Annotated in this window: 23 protein-coding genes; all 23 read left to right on the top strand. The window is 46.0% G+C overall.

Annotated features, from left to right (window positions below; all coding sequences use genetic code 11):
- The first annotated feature begins 31 nt into the window (after positions 1–31).
- The 23 genes from R7P80_RS26010 to glmU all read left to right on the top strand — a co-directional run bounded on the left by R7P80_RS26010 (position 32) and on the right by glmU (position 20281).
- On the top strand, positions 32–778 hold the full coding sequence (locus R7P80_RS26010; protein WP_005378831.1) for an amino acid ABC transporter substrate-binding protein: 747 nt from the start codon (positions 32–34) through the stop codon (positions 776–778).
- A gap of 114 nt (positions 779–892) precedes the next feature.
- Positions 893–1564: an amino acid ABC transporter permease gene (locus tag R7P80_RS26005; RefSeq protein ID WP_005378829.1), complete on the top strand. Its 672-nt coding sequence runs from the start codon at positions 893–895 to the stop codon at positions 1562–1564.
- Positions 1561–2298 carry an amino acid ABC transporter ATP-binding protein gene (locus tag R7P80_RS26000; RefSeq protein WP_005378827.1) on the top strand — a complete coding sequence of 246 codons (738 nt, stop codon included), beginning with the start codon at positions 1561–1563 and terminating at the stop codon, positions 2296–2298. The genes R7P80_RS26005 and R7P80_RS26000 overlap by 4 nt, the downstream gene beginning before the upstream one ends.
- 242 nt (positions 2299–2540) lie before the next feature.
- Complete coding sequence (gene rpmH / locus R7P80_RS25995; RefSeq protein WP_005378825.1) at positions 2541–2675, top strand: 50S ribosomal protein L34; 135 nt, start codon at positions 2541–2543, stop codon at positions 2673–2675.
- Between the two features lie 46 nt (positions 2676–2721).
- Positions 2722–3045 (top strand): ribonuclease P protein component, encoded by a 324-nt coding sequence (gene rnpA, locus R7P80_RS25990; RefSeq protein ID WP_005394102.1) that lies wholly within the window; start codon positions 2722–2724, stop codon positions 3043–3045.
- Entirely contained in the window at positions 3012–3269 is a 258-nt protein-coding gene (gene yidD / locus R7P80_RS25985) for a membrane protein insertion efficiency factor YidD (protein WP_005378822.1), read from the top strand. The genes rnpA and yidD overlap by 34 nt, the downstream gene beginning before the upstream one ends.
- 2 nt (positions 3270–3271) lie before the next feature.
- Complete coding sequence (gene yidC / locus R7P80_RS25980; protein WP_005383834.1) at positions 3272–4894, top strand: membrane protein insertase YidC; 1623 nt, start codon at positions 3272–3274, stop codon at positions 4892–4894.
- 130 nt (positions 4895–5024) lie between these two features.
- Complete coding sequence (gene mnmE / locus R7P80_RS25975; RefSeq protein WP_005383836.1) at positions 5025–6386, top strand: tRNA uridine-5-carboxymethylaminomethyl(34) synthesis GTPase MnmE; 1362 nt, start codon at positions 5025–5027, stop codon at positions 6384–6386.
- 100 nt (positions 6387–6486) lie between these two features.
- Positions 6487–6921, top strand: a complete 435-nt coding sequence (mioC, locus tag R7P80_RS25970) for an FMN-binding protein MioC (protein ID WP_005378900.1) — start codon at positions 6487–6489, stop codon at positions 6919–6921.
- Positions 6922–7398: 477 nt separating this feature from the next.
- On the top strand, positions 7399–9294 hold the full coding sequence (gene mnmG / locus R7P80_RS25965) for a tRNA uridine-5-carboxymethylaminomethyl(34) synthesis enzyme MnmG (protein WP_005378901.1): 1896 nt from the start codon (positions 7399–7401) through the stop codon (positions 9292–9294).
- Positions 9294–9929: a 16S rRNA (guanine(527)-N(7))-methyltransferase RsmG gene (gene rsmG, locus R7P80_RS25960; RefSeq protein ID WP_005378902.1), complete on the top strand. Its 636-nt coding sequence runs from the start codon at positions 9294–9296 to the stop codon at positions 9927–9929. The genes mnmG and rsmG overlap by 1 nt, the downstream gene beginning before the upstream one ends.
- Before the next feature lie 10 nt (positions 9930–9939).
- The gene (locus R7P80_RS25955; RefSeq protein WP_005383838.1) at positions 9940–10713 is read left to right on the top strand and encodes a ParA family protein; all 774 of its coding nucleotides are present in this window, start codon (positions 9940–9942) and stop codon (positions 10711–10713) included.
- A gap of 24 nt (positions 10714–10737) precedes the next feature.
- Complete coding sequence (locus R7P80_RS25950) at positions 10738–11619, top strand: ParB/RepB/Spo0J family partition protein (protein ID WP_005383840.1); 882 nt, start codon at positions 10738–10740, stop codon at positions 11617–11619.
- Between the two features lie 189 nt (positions 11620–11808).
- Entirely contained in the window at positions 11809–12198 is a 390-nt protein-coding gene (locus tag R7P80_RS25945) for a F0F1 ATP synthase subunit I (RefSeq protein WP_005378921.1), read from the top strand.
- An 8-nt stretch (positions 12199–12206) separates the two neighbouring features.
- Complete coding sequence (gene atpB, locus R7P80_RS25940; protein WP_005378922.1) at positions 12207–13019, top strand: F0F1 ATP synthase subunit A; 813 nt, start codon at positions 12207–12209, stop codon at positions 13017–13019.
- 57 nt (positions 13020–13076) lie between these two features.
- A complete protein-coding gene (gene atpE, locus R7P80_RS25935; RefSeq protein ID WP_002540812.1) occupies positions 13077–13331 on the top strand; it encodes a F0F1 ATP synthase subunit C in 255 nt (84 codons plus the stop codon).
- 74 nt (positions 13332–13405) lie between these two features.
- Entirely contained in the window at positions 13406–13876 is a 471-nt protein-coding gene (atpF, locus tag R7P80_RS25930) for a F0F1 ATP synthase subunit B (RefSeq protein ID WP_005378929.1), read from the top strand.
- A gap of 14 nt (positions 13877–13890) precedes the next feature.
- On the top strand, positions 13891–14424 hold the full coding sequence (gene atpH, locus R7P80_RS25925; protein WP_017635596.1) for a F0F1 ATP synthase subunit delta: 534 nt from the start codon (positions 13891–13893) through the stop codon (positions 14422–14424).
- A gap of 13 nt (positions 14425–14437) precedes the next feature.
- On the top strand, positions 14438–15979 hold the full coding sequence (gene atpA / locus R7P80_RS25920; protein WP_225492060.1) for a F0F1 ATP synthase subunit alpha: 1542 nt from the start codon (positions 14438–14440) through the stop codon (positions 15977–15979).
- Between the two features lie 44 nt (positions 15980–16023).
- On the top strand, positions 16024–16890 hold the full coding sequence (gene atpG, locus R7P80_RS25915; RefSeq protein WP_005378932.1) for a F0F1 ATP synthase subunit gamma: 867 nt from the start codon (positions 16024–16026) through the stop codon (positions 16888–16890).
- Positions 16891–16925: 35 nt separating this feature from the next.
- A complete protein-coding gene (gene atpD / locus R7P80_RS25910; RefSeq protein ID WP_005383849.1) occupies positions 16926–18329 on the top strand; it encodes a F0F1 ATP synthase subunit beta in 1404 nt (467 codons plus the stop codon).
- 18 nt (positions 18330–18347) lie between these two features.
- Positions 18348–18770 (top strand): F0F1 ATP synthase subunit epsilon, encoded by a 423-nt coding sequence (locus tag R7P80_RS25905; protein ID WP_005378937.1) that lies wholly within the window; start codon positions 18348–18350, stop codon positions 18768–18770.
- A gap of 149 nt (positions 18771–18919) precedes the next feature.
- Complete coding sequence (gene glmU / locus R7P80_RS25900; RefSeq protein WP_053304044.1) at positions 18920–20281, top strand: bifunctional UDP-N-acetylglucosamine diphosphorylase/glucosamine-1-phosphate N-acetyltransferase GlmU; 1362 nt, start codon at positions 18920–18922, stop codon at positions 20279–20281.
- Positions 20282–20327 lie beyond the last annotated feature (46 nt).

Below are 20327 nucleotides of genomic sequence, written 5' to 3'. Positions count from 1 at the left end.
ATTTCCAACCATAAAATTATGGAGATGTATTATGAAAAACTGGATTAAGGTTGCCGTTGCAGCCATTGCACTGTCGGCAGCAACCGTACAAGCCGCTACTGAAGTCAAAGTTGGTATGTCAGGTCGCTACTTCCCGTTTACTTTTGTAAAGCAAGACAAGCTACAAGGCTTTGAAGTCGACATGTGGGATGAAATCGGTAAACGTAACGATTACAAAATCGAATACGTAACAGCCAACTTCTCTGGTTTATTTGGTCTTTTAGAAACTGGTCGTATCGATACGATCTCCAACCAAATCACCATGACTGATGAGCGTAAAGCTAAATACCTATTTGCTGACCCTTACGTTGTAGATGGCGCACAAATTACCGTGCGTAAAGGCAACGACAGCATCAAAGGTGTTGACGATCTTGCGGGCAAAACCGTTGCGGTGAACCTAGGCTCTAACTTTGAGCAACTGCTGCGTCAATACGACAAAGACGGCAAGATCAACATTAAAACGTACGACACAGGTATCGAACATGACGTGGCGCTCGGTCGTGCAGACGCGTTTGTAATGGATCGTCTTTCTGCGTTAGAGCTGATTAAGAAAACTGGCCTTCCTCTGGAATTGGCAGGCGAACCGTTTGAGACCATTCAAAACGCATGGCCTTTCGTTGACAACGAGAAAGGTCGTAAGCTGCAAGAAGAAGTAAACAAAGCACTGGCTGAGATGCGCGCAGATGGTACAGTAGAGAAAATTTCCGTGAAGTGGTTTGGCGCTGACATCACGAAATAAGAACTCTTTGTACTTTAGGCCGCAAAGTGGTATCACTCTCGGACTAAAATAAACTTACGTAAAGGTGGAACTTGTTTTCCACCTTTTCTTTTCTCTAGCCTTTAGGTAAGCCGTATGGGATTTGACTTTAATTACATGTTGGAACTGCTGCCGATATTGCTGAAATATCTTGGCACAACCATGGAAATGGCGACATGGGGATTGGTGTTTTCGCTGATTTTATCCGTCATTTTAGCCAATATTCGCGTATTTAAACTGCCAGTTCTGGATCAATTAAGCCAACTGTACATCAGCTTCTTCCGTGGCACCCCACTGTTGGTTCAGCTTTTCCTGCTTTATTACGGCTTACCGCAAATTTTTCCATTGATGGTCGGTATCGACGCCTTTTCAGCAGCGGTGATCGGTTTAACGCTGCACTTTGCCGCTTATATGGCGGAAAGTATTCGTGCCGCCATTATTGGCATTGATCGCAGCCAAATGGAAGCGAGCTTATCGGTCGGTATGACGACATCCCAAGCAATGCGCCGAGTGATTTTACCTCAAGCAACGCGTGTCGCACTGCCTTCATTGATGAACTATTTCATCGATATGATCAAGTCAACGTCTCTCGCTTTCACGCTTGGTGTGGCCGAAATCATGGCGAAAGCACAGATGGAAGCCTCATCAAGTTTCCGTTTCTTTGAAGCTTTCCTTGCGGTTGCTCTTATTTACTGGGGAGTGGTGGTGATTCTGACTCGCGTACAAATCTGGGCAGAAGCAAAACTGAATAAGGCGTACGTACGATGATTAAGTTAGAAAATATTCACAAACGTTTTGGTGAGACTGAAGTGCTGAAAGGCATCGACCTCGATATTAAGCAAGGTGAGATCATCGTGATTATCGGCTCAAGTGGCACGGGTAAATCAACCTTGCTGCGTACGGTGAACTTTCTAGAACAAGCAGATGAAGGTCGTATCACGATAGATGACATCTCCGTTGATACTCAAAAACACACTAAAGCCGAAGTATTAGCGCTGCGTCGTCGAACTGGCTTTGTGTTCCAAAACTATGCCCTGTTTGCCCACATGAATGCGCGCCAGAACATTGCCGAAGGTCTAGTGACCGTTCGAGGCTGGAAAAAAGCCGATGCTCTCAAACGAGCGCAACAAATTCTGGATGACATCGGCCTTGGGGATAAAGGCGATAGTTATCCAGCGGCATTGTCTGGCGGCCAACAACAACGTGTGGGTATCGGCCGAGCGATGGCGCTGCAACCAGAACTGCTGTTATTTGACGAACCAACTTCTGCGCTGGATCCTGAATGGGTCGGTGAAGTTCTCTCATTAATGAAGAAGTTAGCTAATCAGCATCAAACCATGCTGGTGGTGACGCACGAAATGCAATTCGCGAAAGAAGTCGCTGATAGAGTGATCTTCATGGCGGAAGGCAATATCGTAGAGCAAGGTTCTCCACAGGATATCTTCGATAATCCACAAGATCCTCGTTTGAAAAAATTCCTTAACCAAGTAGGAATAGAGTAACGATCAAGCATCAGGATCGATTGATCCTTGAGATTTTACTCACACTACGTATAATCGCCCGGCCGGAATTTCGTACTCATTGAGTCATTGACACATTATGTGAGTGTGATTACAATTCCGCCTCTTTGTTGAGAGGCGTCGGTTGTCCTTCTCTATATAAAGAGCTTCTTTATATAAGAAAGCAAATACCCACGCCGGGTTTAACAAGAACCTAAAACTACTGATCAGTAAAGGTAATTATCATGAAACGCACTTTTCAACCTACAGTTCTAAAGCGCAAGCGTACTCACGGCTTCCGTGCTCGCATGGCAACTAAGAACGGTCGTAAAGTTATCAACGCACGTCGTGCAAAAGGCCGTGCGCGCCTATCAAAATAATCGCTAGTTTATTTTGAACACGTACGCGTTTAATCGGGAGTTACGTTTGTTAACTCCCGAGCATTATCAAAACGTCTTCCAGCAAGCTCATCGAGCTGGCTCGCCTCATTTCACCATCATTGCTCGCAATAACAAACTTTCTCACCCACGATTAGGTTTAGCGGTTCCCAAAAAGCAAATCAAAACGGCTGTCGGTCGTAACCGATTTAAGCGTTTGGCTCGTGAAAGCTTTCGTAACAATCAACATCAGCTTCCAAACAAAGATTTTGTTGTGATTGCGAAGAAAAGCGCGCAAGATTTAAGCAATGAGGAAATTTTTAAGTTGTTTGATAAGCTATGGCAACGCCTGTCTCGCCCTTCACGTGGATAGCCATTGGGCTCGTTTATCTGTATCGCTGGTTTATCAGCCCTTTGATTGGTCCTCGTTGCCGGTTCACACCAACCTGTTCCACTTACGCGCTAGAAGCTTTGAGAGCTCACGGTTTTGTAAAAGGATGTTGGTTATCAGGCAAACGTCTATTAAAATGCCACCCTTTGAATGAAGGGGGGTATGACCCCGTTCCACCAGTCCAAAAACAAGACAGAGATAACTAACGATGGATTCTCAACGTAATATCCTGCTCATCGGTTTGGCCCTGGTTTCTTTTTTGCTGTTTCAACAATGGCAAGTTGCAAAGAATCCAGAACCTCAAGCAGTTGAACAGGCTCAATCAAGCAGCACTCTACCTGCACCATCTTTTGCTGATGAACTTGACCCAGTTCCTGGTCAACAGCAAGCTTCTGCAAAAACTATCACAGTAACGACTGATGTTTTAACTCTGTCGATCGACACCGTTGGTGGCGATGTGGTACATGCCAACCTTAACGAATACTCTGCTGAGTTAGATTCATCAGATTCCTTTGTTCTGCTTAAAGACGCTCAAGGTCACCAATTTATCGCTCAAAGCGGTCTAGTGGGTCCTCAAGGTATCGACTTGAGCAGCACAAATCGCCCTCACTACAACGTAAGTGCAGACAGCTTCACAATGGCTGACGGTCAAGATGAACTTCGCGTTCCGATGACATTCACTGCAAACGGCATCGAATACACCAAAACTTACATCTTTAAACGCGGCAGCTACGCGCTTAATGTTGAATACGATGTAGTGAACAACTCAGGCAACAACGCAACATTTGGTATGTACGCTCACCTACGTCAAAACCTAATGGACGATGGTGGTAGCATCACAATGCCTACTTACCGTGGTGGCGCATACTCAACAGAAGATACGCGTTACAAGAAGTACAGCTTTGATGATATGCAGGATCGCAACCTGTCTCTTAACCTAGCCGATGGCCAAGGTTGGGCAGCAATGATTCAGCACTACTTTGCCGCAGCTTGGATCCCACGTAACGAACCAGGTACTAACCTATACACTCGTGTAATTGGCAACCTCGGCGACATCGGCGTTCGTATGCCGAACAAAACTATCGCAACAGGCGATCAGGCTAAGTTTGAAGCAACACTTTGGGTTGGTCCAAAACTGCAAGATGAAATGGCAGAAGTGGCACCTAACCTAGACCTAGTAGTGGACTACGGCTGGTTATGGTTCATTGCGAAGCCTCTTCATATGTTGCTTTCATTCATCCAGAGCTTTGTTGGCAACTGGGGTGTGGCAATCATCTGTCTGACCTTCATCGTTCGTGGTGCAATGTACCCACTAACAAAAGCGCAATACACGTCTATGGCGAAAATGCGCATGCTACAGCCTAAGCTGCAAGCAATGCGTGAGCGTATCGGTGATGACCGTCAGCGCATGAGCCAAGAAATGATGGAACTGTACAAGAAAGAGAAAGTGAACCCACTAGGTGGCTGTTTACCTCTTATCCTACAGATGCCTATCTTCATCGCGCTTTACTGGGCACTAATGGAATCGGTTGAGCTACGTCACTCTCCATTCTTCGGTTGGATTCATGACCTTTCAGCGCAGGACCCTTACTACATCCTGCCTCTACTGATGGGTGCGTCAATGTTCCTAATCCAGAAGATGAGCCCGACAACAGTAACGGATCCAATGCAGCAGAAGATCATGACCTTTATGCCGGTTATGTTTACCTTCTTCTTCTTGTTCTTCCCATCAGGTCTCGTTCTGTACTGGTTGGTGTCGAACATCGTAACGCTTATCCAGCAAACTCTGATCTACAAAGGATTAGAGAAAAAAGGCTTACACAGCAAGTAACCTTTTAGGAAATGATTGAGAAAGGCGGCCAAAAGGTCGCCTTTTTGTTTTTGGCTGATTACAATTCAGCTAATTAATTGTGATGGCTCCCTAGGTATCTTCCCTATAGCCCAGCTCAAAAGGCAAAATTATGACTACAGATACGATTGTCGCTCAAGCGACCGCGCCTGGTCGTGGCGGTGTCGGTATTATTCGAGTTTCTGGCCCTAAAGCCAACCAAGTGGCGTTAGAAGTCACTGGCAAAACACTAAAGCCCCGCTACGCAGAGTACCTGCCGTTTAAGTCAGAAGATGGCACTGTGCTTGATCAGGGCATCGCACTGTACTTCCCTAACCCACACTCATTTACCGGTGAAGACGTACTTGAGCTGCAAGGCCATGGCGGCCCTGTCGTGATGGATATGCTGATAAAACGCATTCTAGGTATAGATGGTATTCGAGCTGCTCGCCCTGGTGAGTTCTCTGAACGCGCATTTCTGAACGATAAACTCGACCTCGCTCAAGCCGAGGCGATCGCAGACCTCATTGATGCCAGTTCTGAAGAAGCAGCAAAATCGGCACTGCAATCCTTACAGGGCGCATTTTCAGGCCGCATTAATACCTTAGTTGAGTCGCTGATTCATTTGCGTATCTATGTTGAAGCAGCCATCGACTTCCCTGAAGAAGAGATCGACTTTTTGGCCGACGGTAAAGTGGCTGGTGACCTACAAGCCATCATCGACAACCTAGATGCGGTGCGCAAAGAAGCTAACCAAGGCGCTATTATGCGTGAAGGGATGAAAGTCGTGATTGCGGGTCGTCCAAATGCGGGCAAATCAAGCCTACTGAACGCGCTATCGGGTAAAGAATCTGCAATCGTAACCGACATCGCAGGAACCACGCGTGATGTACTGCGTGAGCATATCCATATTGATGGCATGCCACTACACATCATTGATACAGCAGGTTTGCGTGATGCTTCCGATGAAGTAGAGAAAATCGGTATCGAACGCGCGTGGGATGAAATAGCCCAAGCAGACCGCGTGTTGTTCATGGTGGATGGCACGACAACCGATGCCACCGATCCGAAAGATATCTGGCCAGATTTTGTGGATCGCCTACCAGACAACATTGGCATAACTGTGATCCGTAATAAAGCGGATCAAACGGGTGAAGATATGGGGATCTGCCACGTCAATAACCCTACTCTTATCCGTTTGTCAGCGAAGACTGGTGCAGGGGTTGAAGCTCTGCGCGATCATCTCAAGGAGTGTATGGGCTTCTCTGGCAACAGTGAAGGTGGGTTTATGGCTCGTCGTCGTCATCTCGATGCATTAGAACGTGCCGCACAGCACCTTCAAATAGGCCAGGAGCAGCTTGAAGGCTATATGGCAGGTGAAATATTGGCTGAAGAGCTACGTATCACCCAACAACATCTCAATGAGATTACCGGTGAGTTCAGTTCTGACGACTTACTGGGACGAATCTTCTCTTCATTCTGTATAGGGAAGTAAATAATCGAACGCGCGGTGCTGAGCTTAACTCACACCGCGTTTCTTTTTGTACGGCAAGCCATCCATGAGCTTTAGCCGTCGCATTCAATAAGGAAGAAGTATGATCCACATTATTACAGGCAGCACGTTAGGTGGCGCAGAATACGTAGGGGATCACCTGAGTGATCTACTCAACGAGAATGGATTTGAAACAACGATCCACAACCAGCCTTCCCTCAGTGATATCGAAAATCAAGGTACGTGGTTGGTGATCACCTCTACACATGGAGCTGGTGAGTATCCTGATAATATCCAACCTTTTATCGCAGCATTACAAAATACACCGCCAAAAATGACTGATGTAAAATTTGCGGTGATTGCGATTGGTGACTCTAGCTACGATACGTTCTGTGCCGCTGGTCAACACGCTTATGATTTATTAGAGGATATTGGTGCAACCCCTCTAGCAGATTGCTTTAAAATCGATGTACTGAGCCATGATGTGCCAGAAGACGCCGCAGAGATGTGGTTAAAAGAGAATATCGAACGTTTTTAAACTCACGACTTTCCCTTCAACAGAGTCGAAATTCGGCTCTGTTTTCTCCCATGTGAATAACTCCCACCAAATTATTTTGTTTAACCGCTCAAAAACTAACCAAACAGACTGTGGATAACTACAATAAGATCCAGTGATTTTCCTTTAGTTATCCCAATAACAACTTTGATCAATTTTACCTCCTGTGTATAACTACCACTTTTGATCCCAGGTAATCCTCGATCTGATCCAATCATGATCACAAGATATGATCCAAAGAAGATCCATGATCTTGTTGATCATTTTTAGGTTATCCACAGAAACGGTCGATCCTAATAGTAGATCTAATAAAAGATCATATATATAGATCTTATATATATTTATCTTGAAGCTTAAAACGGATAAAACGAGAAAACGTTTTTCTCTCTGGCATAAAGCAGGTAAAATACGGCTCCTTTATCTGTCCATTAAATCCCTTTGAATACCTGAGGTCAGTTCATGCTTTATCACGAAAACTTTGACGTCATTGTTGTCGGTGGCGGACACGCAGGAACGGAAGCCGCGCTCGCATCTGCACGCACAGGACAAAAAACGCTTCTCCTTACCCATAACATCGATACATTAGGCCAGATGTCTTGTAATCCGGCGATCGGTGGTATTGGTAAAGGTCACTTAGTAAAAGAAGTAGATGCTATGGGCGGTTTGATGGCTGAAGCCATCGACCATGCAGGTATTCAGTTTCGTACACTAAATGCCTCCAAAGGTCCTGCAGTACGAGCAACTCGAGCTCAAGCCGATCGCGCTCTGTACAAAGCGTACGTTCGTAATGCATTAGAAAATGCGCCTAACTTAACGTTGTTCCAGCAATCAGTTGATGATCTGATTGTTGAACAAGATCGCGCAGTTGGTGTGGTAACTCAAATGGGACTTCGCTTCCATGCAAAAGCCGTTGTGCTAACCGTGGGTACCTTCCTTGGTGGTAAGATCCACATAGGTATGGAAAGCTCGTCTGGTGGTCGTGCCGGGGATCCACCATCGATCGCATTAGCGGATCGACTGCGTGAACTGCCGTTCCGTGTGGATCGTTTAAAAACAGGTACTCCACCGCGCATTGATGCTCGTACTGTTGATTTTTCAGTGCTAGAAGCTCAGCACGGTGATAACCCAACGCCTGTATTCTCGTTCATGGGCAAACGTGAACAGCATCCGCGTCAGATTCCATGTTTCATCACCCACACCAATGAACAAACTCACGATGTGATCCGTAGTAACTTGGATCGCAGTCCAATGTACGCAGGTGTGATTGAAGGTATTGGTCCGCGTTACTGTCCGTCTATTGAAGACAAAGTGATGCGTTTCGCTGACAAAAACAGCCACCAAATCTTCATTGAGCCAGAAGGCCTAACCACGCACGAGTTATACCCTAATGGTATCTCGACCAGCTTGCCATTTGATGTGCAAGTACAAATCGTGCGCTCAATGAAAGGGTTTGAAAATGCACACATCGTTCGCCCAGGTTATGCGATTGAATACGATTTCTTCGATCCACGTGATTTGAAGCAAACGTACGAGACGAAGTTCATCCATGGTTTGTTCTTTGCTGGCCAGATTAATGGTACGACTGGCTACGAAGAAGCCGCAGCGCAAGGCTTGATGGCGGGCCTAAACGCAAGCTTGTTTAGCCAAGACAAAGAAGGCTGGAGCCCACGTCGTGACCAAGCTTACATGGGCGTGTTGATTGATGACTTATCGACCATGGGTACCAAAGAGCCGTACCGCATGTTCACTTCTCGTGCGGAATACCGCCTGCTACTTCGTGAAGATAATGCTGATTTGCGTTTAACGGAAAAAGCGCGCGAGCTAGGCTTGATTGATGATGTTCGTTGGGCTCGCTTTAACGAGAAAATCAACAATATGGAAACGGAGCGTCAGCGTTTGAAAGCAACGTGGATGAATCCGAAATCAGAGGGTGTTGATGAGCTGAACAAGCTGCTGAAAACCCCAATGGCCCGTGAAGCGAGTGGTGAGGATCTTCTGCGTCGTCCAGAGATCACTTATTCGCAACTGACGCAACTTGAAGCGTTTGCTCCTGCACTTGAAGATCAGCAAGCGGCTGAGCAAGTTGAAATTCAAGTGAAATACGATGGTTACATCAAGCGTCAGCAGGAAGAGATCGAAAAATCACTGCGTCACGAAAATACCAAGTTACCTGCTGATTTGGATTACCGCGATGTAAAAGGTTTATCAAACGAAGTCGTTGCTAAACTGAGCGAGGCCAAACCAGAGAGCATCGGTATTGCATCACGCATTTCTGGTATTACGCCTGCTGCAATTTCTATTCTACTTGTTCACTTGAAAAAGCATGGTTTGCTGAAGAAAGGTGAGGAAGAATAATGAGCGCATTGCGAACAAAGCTGGATTCACTGATCGCGAAAACCGATTTGGAAGTGTCAGAACAGCAACGAGAGCAGTTAGTTGGTTATGTCGAACTGCTCGACAAATGGAACAAAGCGTACAATTTAACATCGGTACGTGATCCGCTTGATATGTTAGTGAAACATATTCTTGATAGTATCGTTGTAAGCGCACACCTGCCCGGTGAGCGCTTCATTGATGTTGGTACTGGTCCGGGGTTACCGGGCATCCCTTTGGCAATAATGAACCCTGAGAAAACCTTCTTTTTGCTCGACAGTCTTGGCAAACGCATTCGTTTTATCAAGCAAGTCGTGCACACATTAGGGCTGAAAAACGTGACACCAATTCAAAGTCGCGTCGAAGAATTCCAACCTGAAGAAAAATTTGATGGCGTTTTGAGTCGAGCTTTTGCTTCAATGACAGACATGGTGGAATGGTGCCACCATTTGCCGAAACAAGAGCACGGGGTGTTTCTAGCGCTGAAAGGACAGCACCCTAAAGATGAAATGGATCAGCTTCCTGAATGGTGCAGTGTGACAGAGATCATATCTTTGGCTGTTCCTGAGTTGGAAGGTGATCGTCATCTAGTAATCTTATCGCGCAAGGAAAATTAGCGAGGTAATCGTGGGTAAAATTGTAGCAATCGCCAACCAGAAAGGTGGGGTCGGCAAAACAACAACGTGCATTAACTTAGCGGCTTCGATGGCGGCAACAAAGCGCAAGGTTTTGGTGATCGATCTCGACCCGCAAGGCAATGCTACGATGGCCAGTGGCGTGGATAAGTATATGGTCGACGCCACCGCATACGATCTTTTGGTCGAAGATACACCGTTCGATCAAGTCGTTTGTACCCAAACAACAGGGAAGTATGATTTGATCGCGGCGAACGGAGACGTAACCGCGGCAGAAATCAAATTGATGGAAGTTTTCGCTCGTGAAGTGCGTCTAAAAAATGCATTGTCGTCAGTTCGCGATAACTATGATTTCATCTTTATTGATTGTCCTCCTTCTCTAAACCTTCTTACAATCAATGCGATGGCGGCAGCTGACTCTGTGCTGGTGCCGATGCAATGTGAATACTTTGCGTTAGAAGGTTTAACTGCTCTTATGGATACAATCAGCAAGTTAGCGGCTGTTGTGAATGAAAACCTAAAAATCGAAGGTTTATTGCGTACCATGTACGACCCACGCAACCGCTTATCGAATGAAGTATCCGATCAACTTAAAAAACACTTTGGGAATAAAGTTTACCGTACTGTCATTCCGCGTAATGTTCGTTTGGCTGAAGCGCCAAGCCACGGTAAGCCAGCAATGTACTACGATAAGTACTCCGCAGGTGCCAAAGCGTATCTTGCTCTAGCGGGCGAAATGCTCCGCCGCGAAGAAATCCCAGTTTAACTCTAACCTAAGGAATTCAATCCCATGTCTAAGCGTGGTCTCGGAAAAGGACTGGATGCGTTATTGTCGACCAGTTCGTTTGCTCGTGAAAAACAGCATATTGCATCGCATAGCCAAGAATTATCGGCAGACGGTGAGTTAACCGATTTAGCGATTGGTCAATTGCAGCCGGGCGTATACCAACCGCGTAAAGACATGGCGCCTGAAGCGCTAGAAGAACTAGCGGCTTCGATTCAATCACAAGGCATTATTCAACCAATCGTGGTTCGCCAGGTCGAAAATGGTCAGTTTGAGATCATCGCAGGTGAGCGCCGCTGGCGTGCTGCAAGGCAGGCGGGTTTAAAACGCGTGCCGTGTTTGGTGAAAAAAGTTGAAGATCGTGCCGCCATCGCCATGGCGTTGATTGAAAACATTCAACGTGAAGACTTGAATGTGATTGAGGAAGCCCAAGCGCTTGAACGTCTACAAGATGAATTCACGCTGACACATCAGCAAGTGGCCGATGTGATTGGTAAATCAAGAACGACGGTGAGTAACCTATTACGTCTGAATCAGTTGGAAGTTGATGTAAAAGGTCTGGTTGCAGATAAAAAATTGGAAATGGGTCATGCTCGAGCTCTGTTAGCGTTAGAAGGCGAACAGCAAGTCGAAGTAGCTCAACAAGTGGCTAAGAAGCAAATGACTGTTCGCCAAACCGAACAGTTAGTAAAAAAGTGCTTAGCCCCACAAAATGAGCAAAAAGGGCAACAAGAGGATACCGAAGCCGAGCAAATGTCGCATAAATTGAGTCAGCTGCTTGATGCAAAAGTTTCTCTTACCCGTTCTGCAAACGGAAAAGCGAAATTGACGATAAGTCTTGATGAGCCTCACAAATTGGACCAACTAATTGCCAAGCTTGAGGCCTAGATGAGATAATTGATTTAGGTCAATTAATCTAATTAATCGAATTTTGTGCGAAAGTTGTCGTTTTGTAAACAAAACTGTAAGTTTTTGATGCAATCGAATTGCTTTACGTTGAACTGAACGTATAATTTTCGCCAATTTCCCAGCACAGAGAGTTAAGTGCGAAGTGGATATTACTAGAGGTACGAATACATGGTAGCTGCGTTAGCTAGACCAGGACGAGAGCTCGCAAGGCAATTGTTAATGATCCAGTCTGGCGCGGTTATTTTTGTGGCAGCAGGAATGGCGGTAGCCATAAATCCTGACTGGGGATTTTCAGCGCTGATTGGCGGAGGCATTTTTGTTGTTGCCAATGCAGTATTCGCGCTGTGTGCTTTCATGTTTAGTGGAGCTCGCGCTGCCAAGCGCATCGCTGCTTCCTTCTATACGGGTGAAGTACTGAAAATTCTCATCACGGTTGCACTGTTCTATGTTGCCTACATGTATATGCAGGTGGAACTTGTTCCCCTCAAACTAACCTATTTGCTGGTACTAGGTATTAATATCTGTGCACCAGTGCTATTCATTAACAACAAAAAATAGGATGAGTTATGGCTGCGCCAGGTGAAGCGCTAACATCGTCCGGTTACATTGCCCACCACCTTTCTAACCTATCGCTATACAAGTTGGGTTTAGTAGGGTCGGAGACAAGTTTCTGGAACGTACATATCGATAGCCTGTTTTTTTCTTGGTTTACTGGTTTAATCTTCCTCGGAATTTTTTACAAAGTAGCAAAGAGAACAACAGCGGGTGTACCGGGTAAGCTTCAGTGTGCTGTAGAAATGATCGTTGAATTTGTCGCCGATAACGTCAAAGACACGTTCCATGGACGCAACCCACTGATCGCGCCTTTAGCACTGACTATCTTTTGTTGGGTATTTTTGATGAACGTGATGGACTTAGTTCCTATCGACTTCTTACCATACCCAGCAGAGCATTGGCTAGGTATTCCTTACCTTAAGGTTGTACCGTCTGCTGATGTGAATATCACCATGGCTATGGCTCTAGGCGTTTTTGCATTGATGATTTACTACAGCATCAAAGTAAAAGGTCTAGGTGGATTCGCAAAAGAACTTGCACTACATCCATTCAATCACCCACTGATGATTCCGTTTAACCTACTAATTGAAGTGGTATCGCTATTAGCGAAACCTCTATCACTTGGTATGCGTCTATTCGGTAACATGTTCGCGGGTGAGGTTGTATTCATTCTTTGTGCGGCAATGCTACCATGGTACTTACAATGGATGGGTTCACTACCGTGGGCAATCTTCCATATCTTGGTTATTACGATTCAAGCCTTCGTATTCATGATGTTGACAATTGTTTACCTGTCAATGGCACACGAAGATCCTGATCATTAATTTTTTTAAAGCTTTTTATTTGGGCACTAAGCCAACAACTATAAATTGGAGATAGTAATGGAAACTTTACTGAGCTTTTCTGCAATCGCCGTAGGTATTATCGTCGGTCTTGCTTCTCTTGGTACAGCGATTGGTTTCGCACTGCTAGGTGGTAAATTCCTAGAAGGTGCTGCACGTCAACCAGAAATGGCTCCTATGCTACAAGTTAAGATGTTCATCATCGCGGGTCTACTTGATGCGGTTCCAATGATCGGTATCGTAATCGCGCTACTATTCACTTTCGCAAACCCATTCGTTGGTCAACTAGGTTAATCACCTTTAACTCGGGACGGGCGATTATCGCTTGTCACTGATTAACACTAAGTCCAAATAGAGGGGTAGCTGTTGTGAACATAAACGCAACTCTGCTAGGTCAAGCAATCTCGTTCGCACTATTTGTGTGGTTCTGCATGAAGTATGTATGGCCACCATTGATGCAAGCGATCGAAGAGCGTCAGAAGAAAATTGCTGATGGTCTTCAAGCAGCAGAACGTGCTGCGAAAGACTTGGATCTAGCACAAGCCAACGCTTCTGATCAATTGAAAGAAGCGAAGCGCACAGCAACTGAGATCATCGAACAAGCGAACAAGCGTAAGTCTCAAATTCTTGATGAAGCTCGCGAGGAAGCTCAGGCAGAACGCCAGAAAATCCTAGCGCAAGCAGAAGCAGAACTTGAAGCTGAACGCAATCGTGCACGCGATGAGCTGCGCAAACAAGTTGCTACTCTGGCTGTAGCTGGTGCTGAGAAAATCCTTGAGCGTTCTATCGATAAAGATGCGCAAAAAGATATTCTCGACAACATTACTGCAAAACTTTAAGTCTGGGGGCGCATATGTCTGATTTGACTACTATCGCACGCCCCTATGCTAAAGCAGCCTTCGACTTTGCTTTAGAGAAAGACCAGTTGGACCAATGGGGCCAAATGTTATCTTTTGCTGCTGAAGTGGCCAAAAACGAACAAATGAACGAACTACTAACGGGTTCGGTTTCTGCTGACAAAATGGCAGAAATTTTTGTTGCAGTTTGCGGCGAACAAGTTGATGCGCACGGTCAAAACCTTTTGAAGGTAATGGCTGAGAATGGTCGTTTAGCGGCCCTTCCTGATGTTTGCACGGAGTTTTTTACTCTGAAAAAAGAACATGAGAAAGAAATTGATGTTGAAGTAATTTCAGCAACAGAGCTTTCTGATGAACAACTTGCAAACATTGGCAGCAAACTTGAAAAGCGTCTTGAACGCAAAGTGAAGCTGAATTGCAGTGTAGATGAGACCCTACTTGGTGGGGTTATTATTCGAGCCGGAGACCTAGTCATCGATGACTCAGCGCGTGGTCGTTTGAACCGCCTGAGCGATGCATTGCAGTCTTAATGGGGATTGGAGCATGCAACTTAATTCCACGGAAATTAGCGATCTGATCAAACAACGTATCGAATCTTTCGAAGTTGTTAGTGACGCTCGCAACGAGGGTACTATCGTATCGGTAAGCGATGGTATCATCCGCATCCACGGCCTAGCGGACGTGATGCAAGGTGAAATGATTGAATTACCGGGTGGCCGTTATGCACTGGCACTTAACCTTGAGCGTGACTCGGTTGGTGCGGTTGTAATGGGCCCATATGCTGACCTTAAGGAAGGCATGAAAGTTACAGGTACTGGCCGCATTCTTGAAGTGCCAGTTGGTCCAGAACTGCTAGGCCGCGTAGTAAATACGCTGGGTGAGCCTATCGACGGTAAAGGTCCAATCGAAGCGAAAATGACTTCGCCTGTAGAAGTGATCGCACCAGGTGTAATCGACCGTAAATCGGTAGACCAACCTGTGCAAACTGGTTATAAGTCAGTTGACTCAATGATCCCAATCGGTCGTGGTCAGCGTGAGCTTATCATCGGTGACCGTCAGATTGGTAAAACAGCACTGGCGATCGACGCGATCATCAACCAGAAAGACTCTGGTATTTTCTCTATCTACGTAGCAATCGGTCAGAAAGCATCGACTATCGCTAACGTTGTTCGCAAACTAGAAGAGCACGGCGCACTACAAAATACTATCGTTGTAGTTGCATCAGCTTCTGAATCTGCAGCGCTTCAATACCTAGCGCCTTACGCAGGTTGTGCGATGGGTGAATACTTCCGCGATCGCGGTGAAGACGCACTGATTGTTTACGATGATCTATCTAAGCAAGCGGTAGCTTACCGTCAGATCTCTCTACTACTTAAACGTCCACCAGGCCGTGAGGCATTCCCAGGTGACGTATTCTACTTACACTCGCGTCTACTAGAGCGTGCAGCTCGTGTAAACGAAGAGTACGTAGAGCGTTTCACTAACGGTGAAGTGAAAGGTAAGACTGGTTCTTTGACTGCTCTTCCTATCATCGAAACTCAAGCAGGTGACGTTTCAGCATTCGTACCGACTAACGTAATCTCGATTACCGATGGTCAGATCTTCCTACAAACTGAGCTATTCAACGCTGGTGTTCGTCCTGCTGTTGACCCTGGTATCTCAGTATCTCGTGTAGGTGGTTCAGCTCAGACGAAAATCATCAAGAAACTATCAGGTGGTATCCGTACAGCACTAGCTGCATACCGTGAACTAGCGGCATTTGCTCAGTTCTCTTCTGACCTTGATGACGCAACGAAGAAACAGCTAGACCATGGTCAAAAAGTTACAGAACTAATGAAGCAGAAGCAGTACGCTCCAATGTCTGTATTTGACCAAGCTCTAACTATCTTCGCGGCAGAGCGCGGTTACCTTGATGATGTAGAACTTAACAAAGTTCTAGATTTCGAGGCGGCTCTACTATCGTACGCTCGCGGTCAATACGCTGAACTAGCAGCTGAGATCGACAAGTCTGGCGCTTACAACGATGAAATCGAAGCTCAGTTGAAGAAACTGACTGACGACTTCAAAGCAACCCAAACTTGGTAATTAGGTCGGTGGCAGTTTCTGCCACCAACTAACGGAGAGTAACGATGGCCGGCGCAAAAGAGATACGTAATAAAATCGGTAGTGTTAAAAGCACTCAGAAAATTACGAAAGCGATGGAAATGGTAGCAGCTTCAAAAATGCGTCGTTCTCAAGATGCAATGGAAGCTTCTCGTCCATACGCTGAAACAATGCGTAAAGTGATCGGTCATGTGGCTAACGCAAACCTAGAGTACCGTCATCCGTACCTAGAAGAGCGTGAAGCTAAACGTGTTGGTTACATCATCGTTTCGACAGACCGTGGTCTGTGTGGTGGTTTGAACATTAACGTGTTCAAAAAAGCCGTTACAGACATGCAAGCATGGAGAGAGAAAGGTGCTGAGATTGAGCTAGCCGTTGTTGGCTCAAAAGCAACAGCTTTCTTTAAACATGGTGGCGCAAAAGTTGCGGCACAGGTTTCTGGTCTTGGAGATAATCCAAGCCTACAAGACCTAATCGGCTCTGTTGGCGTAATGCTGAAGAAATACGATGAAGGTGAACTGGACCGTCTATATGTAGTATTCAACAAGTTTGTAAATACTATGGTTCAGCAACCAACGATCGATCAATTGCTACCTTTGCCTAAATCGGACAGCGAAGAGATGCAGCGTGAGCATTCATGGGACTACATCTATGAGCCTGAACCAAAACCTCTACTGGATACGCTATTAGTGCGTTACGTAGAGTCTCAGGTATACCAAGGTGTGGTTGAGAACCTTGCTTGTGAGCAAGCGGCTCGAATGATTGCGATGAAGGCTGCAACGGATAACGCAACCAGTTTGATTGACGATTTGGAACTTGTGTACAACAAAGCCCGTCAGGCTGCGATTACACAAGAACTATCAGAAATCGTTGGTGGTGCAGCTGCGGTTTAAGCTTAGGTAAAACGAAATAGTTTAGAGGATTAACGATGGCTACAGGTAAGATCGTACAGATCATCGGTGCGGTAGTCGACGTAGAGTTCCCACAGAGCAATGTACCTAGTGTATATGACGCTCTAAACGTAACGGACTCAAAAGAGCGTCTAGTTCTTGAAGTTCAACAACAGCTAGGCGGTGGCGTAGTTCGTTGTATCGTAATGGGTAGCTCTGATGGTTTACGTCGTGGAGTAGAAGTGGTTAACACTGGCGCTCCAATTTCAGTACCAGTAGGTACTAAAACTCTAGGTCGTATCATGAACGTCCTAGGTGACGCGATTGACGAGCGTGGTGAAGTGGGTGCGGAAGAGGTTTACTCTATCCACCGTAGTGCACCAAGCTACGAAGAGCAATCAAACGAAATTGCACTTCTAGAAACGGGCGTTAAAGTAATCGACCTAATTTGTCCATTCGCTAAGGGTGGTAAAATCGGTCTATTCGGTGGTGCAGGTGTAGGTAAGACCGTTAACATGATGGAACTTATCAACAACATCGCACTACAGCACTCAGGTCTATCAGTATTTGCTGGTGTTGGTGAGCGTACTCGTGAAGGTAACGATTTCTACTACGAGATGCAGGAAGCGGGCGTTGTAAACGTTGAGAAGCCTGAAGAATCAAAAGTAGCGATGGTTTACGGTCAGATGAACGAGCCACCAGGTAACCGTCTACGTGTTGCACTGACTGGTCTAACAATGGCAGAGCGTTTCCGTGACGAAGGTCGTGACGTACTACTGTTCATTGATAACATCTACCGTTACACACTTGCAGGTACAGAGGTATCAGCACTACTAGGTCGTATGCCTTCTGCGGTAGGTTACCAGCCAACTCTTGCAGAAGAGATGGGTGTACTTCAGGAGCGTATCACGTCAACGAAATCAGGTTCTATCACGTCTGTACAGGCGGTATACGTACCAGCGGATGACTTGACTGACCCGTCTCCAGCAACAACGTTCGCGCACTTGGATGCAACGGTTGTACTTAACCGTAACATCGCTGCAATGGGTCTATACCCTGCGATCGACCCGCTAGATTCAACATCTCGTATGCTTGATCCACTAGTCGTTGGTCAAGATCACTACGAAGTTGCTCGTGGTGTTCAGCAGACTCTTCAGCGCTACAAAGAGCTGAAAGATATCATTGCTATCCTAGGTATGGACGAGCTATCTGAAGAAGATAAGCAAGTTGTATCTCGTGCACGTAAGATTGAGCGTTTCCTAACTCAGCCTTACCACGTAGCAGAAGTATTTACAGGTGACCCTGGTATTTACGTACCTCTAAAAGAGACTCTACGTGGCTTTAAAGGTCTACTAGCTGGTGAATACGACGACATTCCTGAGCAGGCATTTATGTACTGCGGTAGCATCGACGATGCTATTGAGAATGCGAAGAAGCTATAAGGCTAACTAGGAGGCGATATGGCAGCAATAACCTTTCACCTAGACGTAGTAAGCGCTGAGAAGAAAATCTTCTCTGGTCGTGTTGAAACGTTTCAGGTGACCGGTAGCGAAGGTGAACTTGGTATTTTCCATGGTCACACACCGCTGCTGACCGCTATCAAGCCTGGTATGGTGCGTATTGTGAAACAGCACGGCCACGAAGAAATTATTTATGTTTCTGGTGGTATGGTAGAGATTCAGCCTGGTACAGCGACTGTACTAGCTGATACAGCTATCCGTGGTGAAGAGCTAGACGCAGCGAAGGCAGAAGAAGCCAAACGCCGCGCTGAGGAGCAAATCCAGAATCAGCATGGTGACATGGACTTCGCACAAGCGGCCAGTGAACTGGCTAAAGCCATTGCTCAGCTACGAGTTATCGAGCTGACAAAAAAGCGTCGCTAAGCTCAATTAGCAACGTTGCATGAAAAAAGGCGGCCAATTGGTCGCCTTTTTGATTAATTTTAGTTGGAAATTTACCTTACTCCATTAACTATTTTAAAAGAGCTGTTTAAAATAACGGCCAATTAACATAAAACGTCAATAGGTTATCAATGAAATTCAGTGCTGTGATTCTTGCAGCGGGTAAAGGTACCCGTATGCATTCGAACATGCCTAAAGTGCTACACACTTTGGCAGGCAAGCCAATGGCAAAACATGTGATTGATACATGTACAGGTCTAGGTGCACAAAATATCCACTTGGTCTTTGGTCACGGTGGTGATCAAATGCAAACCACTCTTGCAGAAGAGCCTGTAAATTGGGTGCTTCAAGCGGAGCAGTTAGGGACAGGTCATGCGGTTGATCAAGCGTCTCCGAAGTTTGAAGACGATGAAAAAGTACTGGTGCTTTACGGTGATGTTCCACTGATTTCAGCTGAAACGATTGAAAACCTATTAGATGCACAGCCAACAGGCGGTATTGCACTACTAACAGTGATTCTAGATAACCCGACAGGCTACGGTCGTATTATCCGTAAAAATGGTCCTGTTGTTGCGATCGTTGAGCAAAAAGATGCAACAGAAGAACAAAAACAAATTAAAGAGATCAACACTGGCGTGATGGTTGCGACTGGTGGGGATCTTAAGCGTTGGTTGTCTGGCTTAAACAACAACAACGCACAAGGCGAATACTACCTAACTGACGTTATTGCAGCTGCACACGATGAAGGTCGTGCCGTTGAGGCAGTACACCCAGTCAATGCCATTGAGGTGGAAGGGGTCAATGACCGCGCGCAGCTTGCTCGTCTAGAGCGTGCTTTCCAGTCAATGCAAGCTCAGAAGCTGCTAGAGCAAGGTGTCATGCTACGCGATCCAGCACGCTTTGATTTGCGTGGTGAGTTACAGTGCGGTATGGACTGTGAAATCGACGTGAATGTTATCATCGAAGGTAAAGTTTCACTGGGTGATAACGTGGTTATCGGTGCGGGTTGTGTACTGAAAGATTGTGAAATCGACGACAACACCATCGTTCGCCCTTACAGTGTGATTGAAGGTGCAACGGTTGGTGAAGAATGTACGGTTGGTCCATTTACTCGCCTTCGTCCTGGTGCTGAAATGCGTAACGATTCCCATGTGGGTAACTTCGTTGAAGTGAAAAATGCGCGCATCGGAGAAGGTTCAAAAGCGAACCACCTAACTTACTTAGGTGATGCAGAGATCGGCCAACGTACTAACATCGGTGCAGGTACTATCACTTGTAACTACGATGGTGCGAACAAGTTTAAAACCATCATCGGTAATGATGTTTTTGTTGGTTCTGATAGCCAGCTGGTGGCGCCTGTCACTATCGCTGATGGCGCAACCATCGGTGCTGGCACGACACTAACAAAAGATGTTGAAGAAGGTGAGTTAGTAATTACTCGCGTCAAAGAACGCAAAATTACTGGCTGGCAGCGTCCTGTAAAACAGAAATAAGCATTACCTACACTCTGTCTCTATATTGTCAAAGCCGCTCAACAAG

This window comes from Vibrio sp. 2092, from assembly GCF_033339635.1.
Lineage (GTDB): Bacteria > Pseudomonadota > Gammaproteobacteria > Enterobacterales > Vibrionaceae > Vibrio > Vibrio alginolyticus.
The sequence above is the reverse complement of the archived record's forward strand: the minus strand, read 5'-3'. Positions and strand labels throughout refer to the sequence as shown.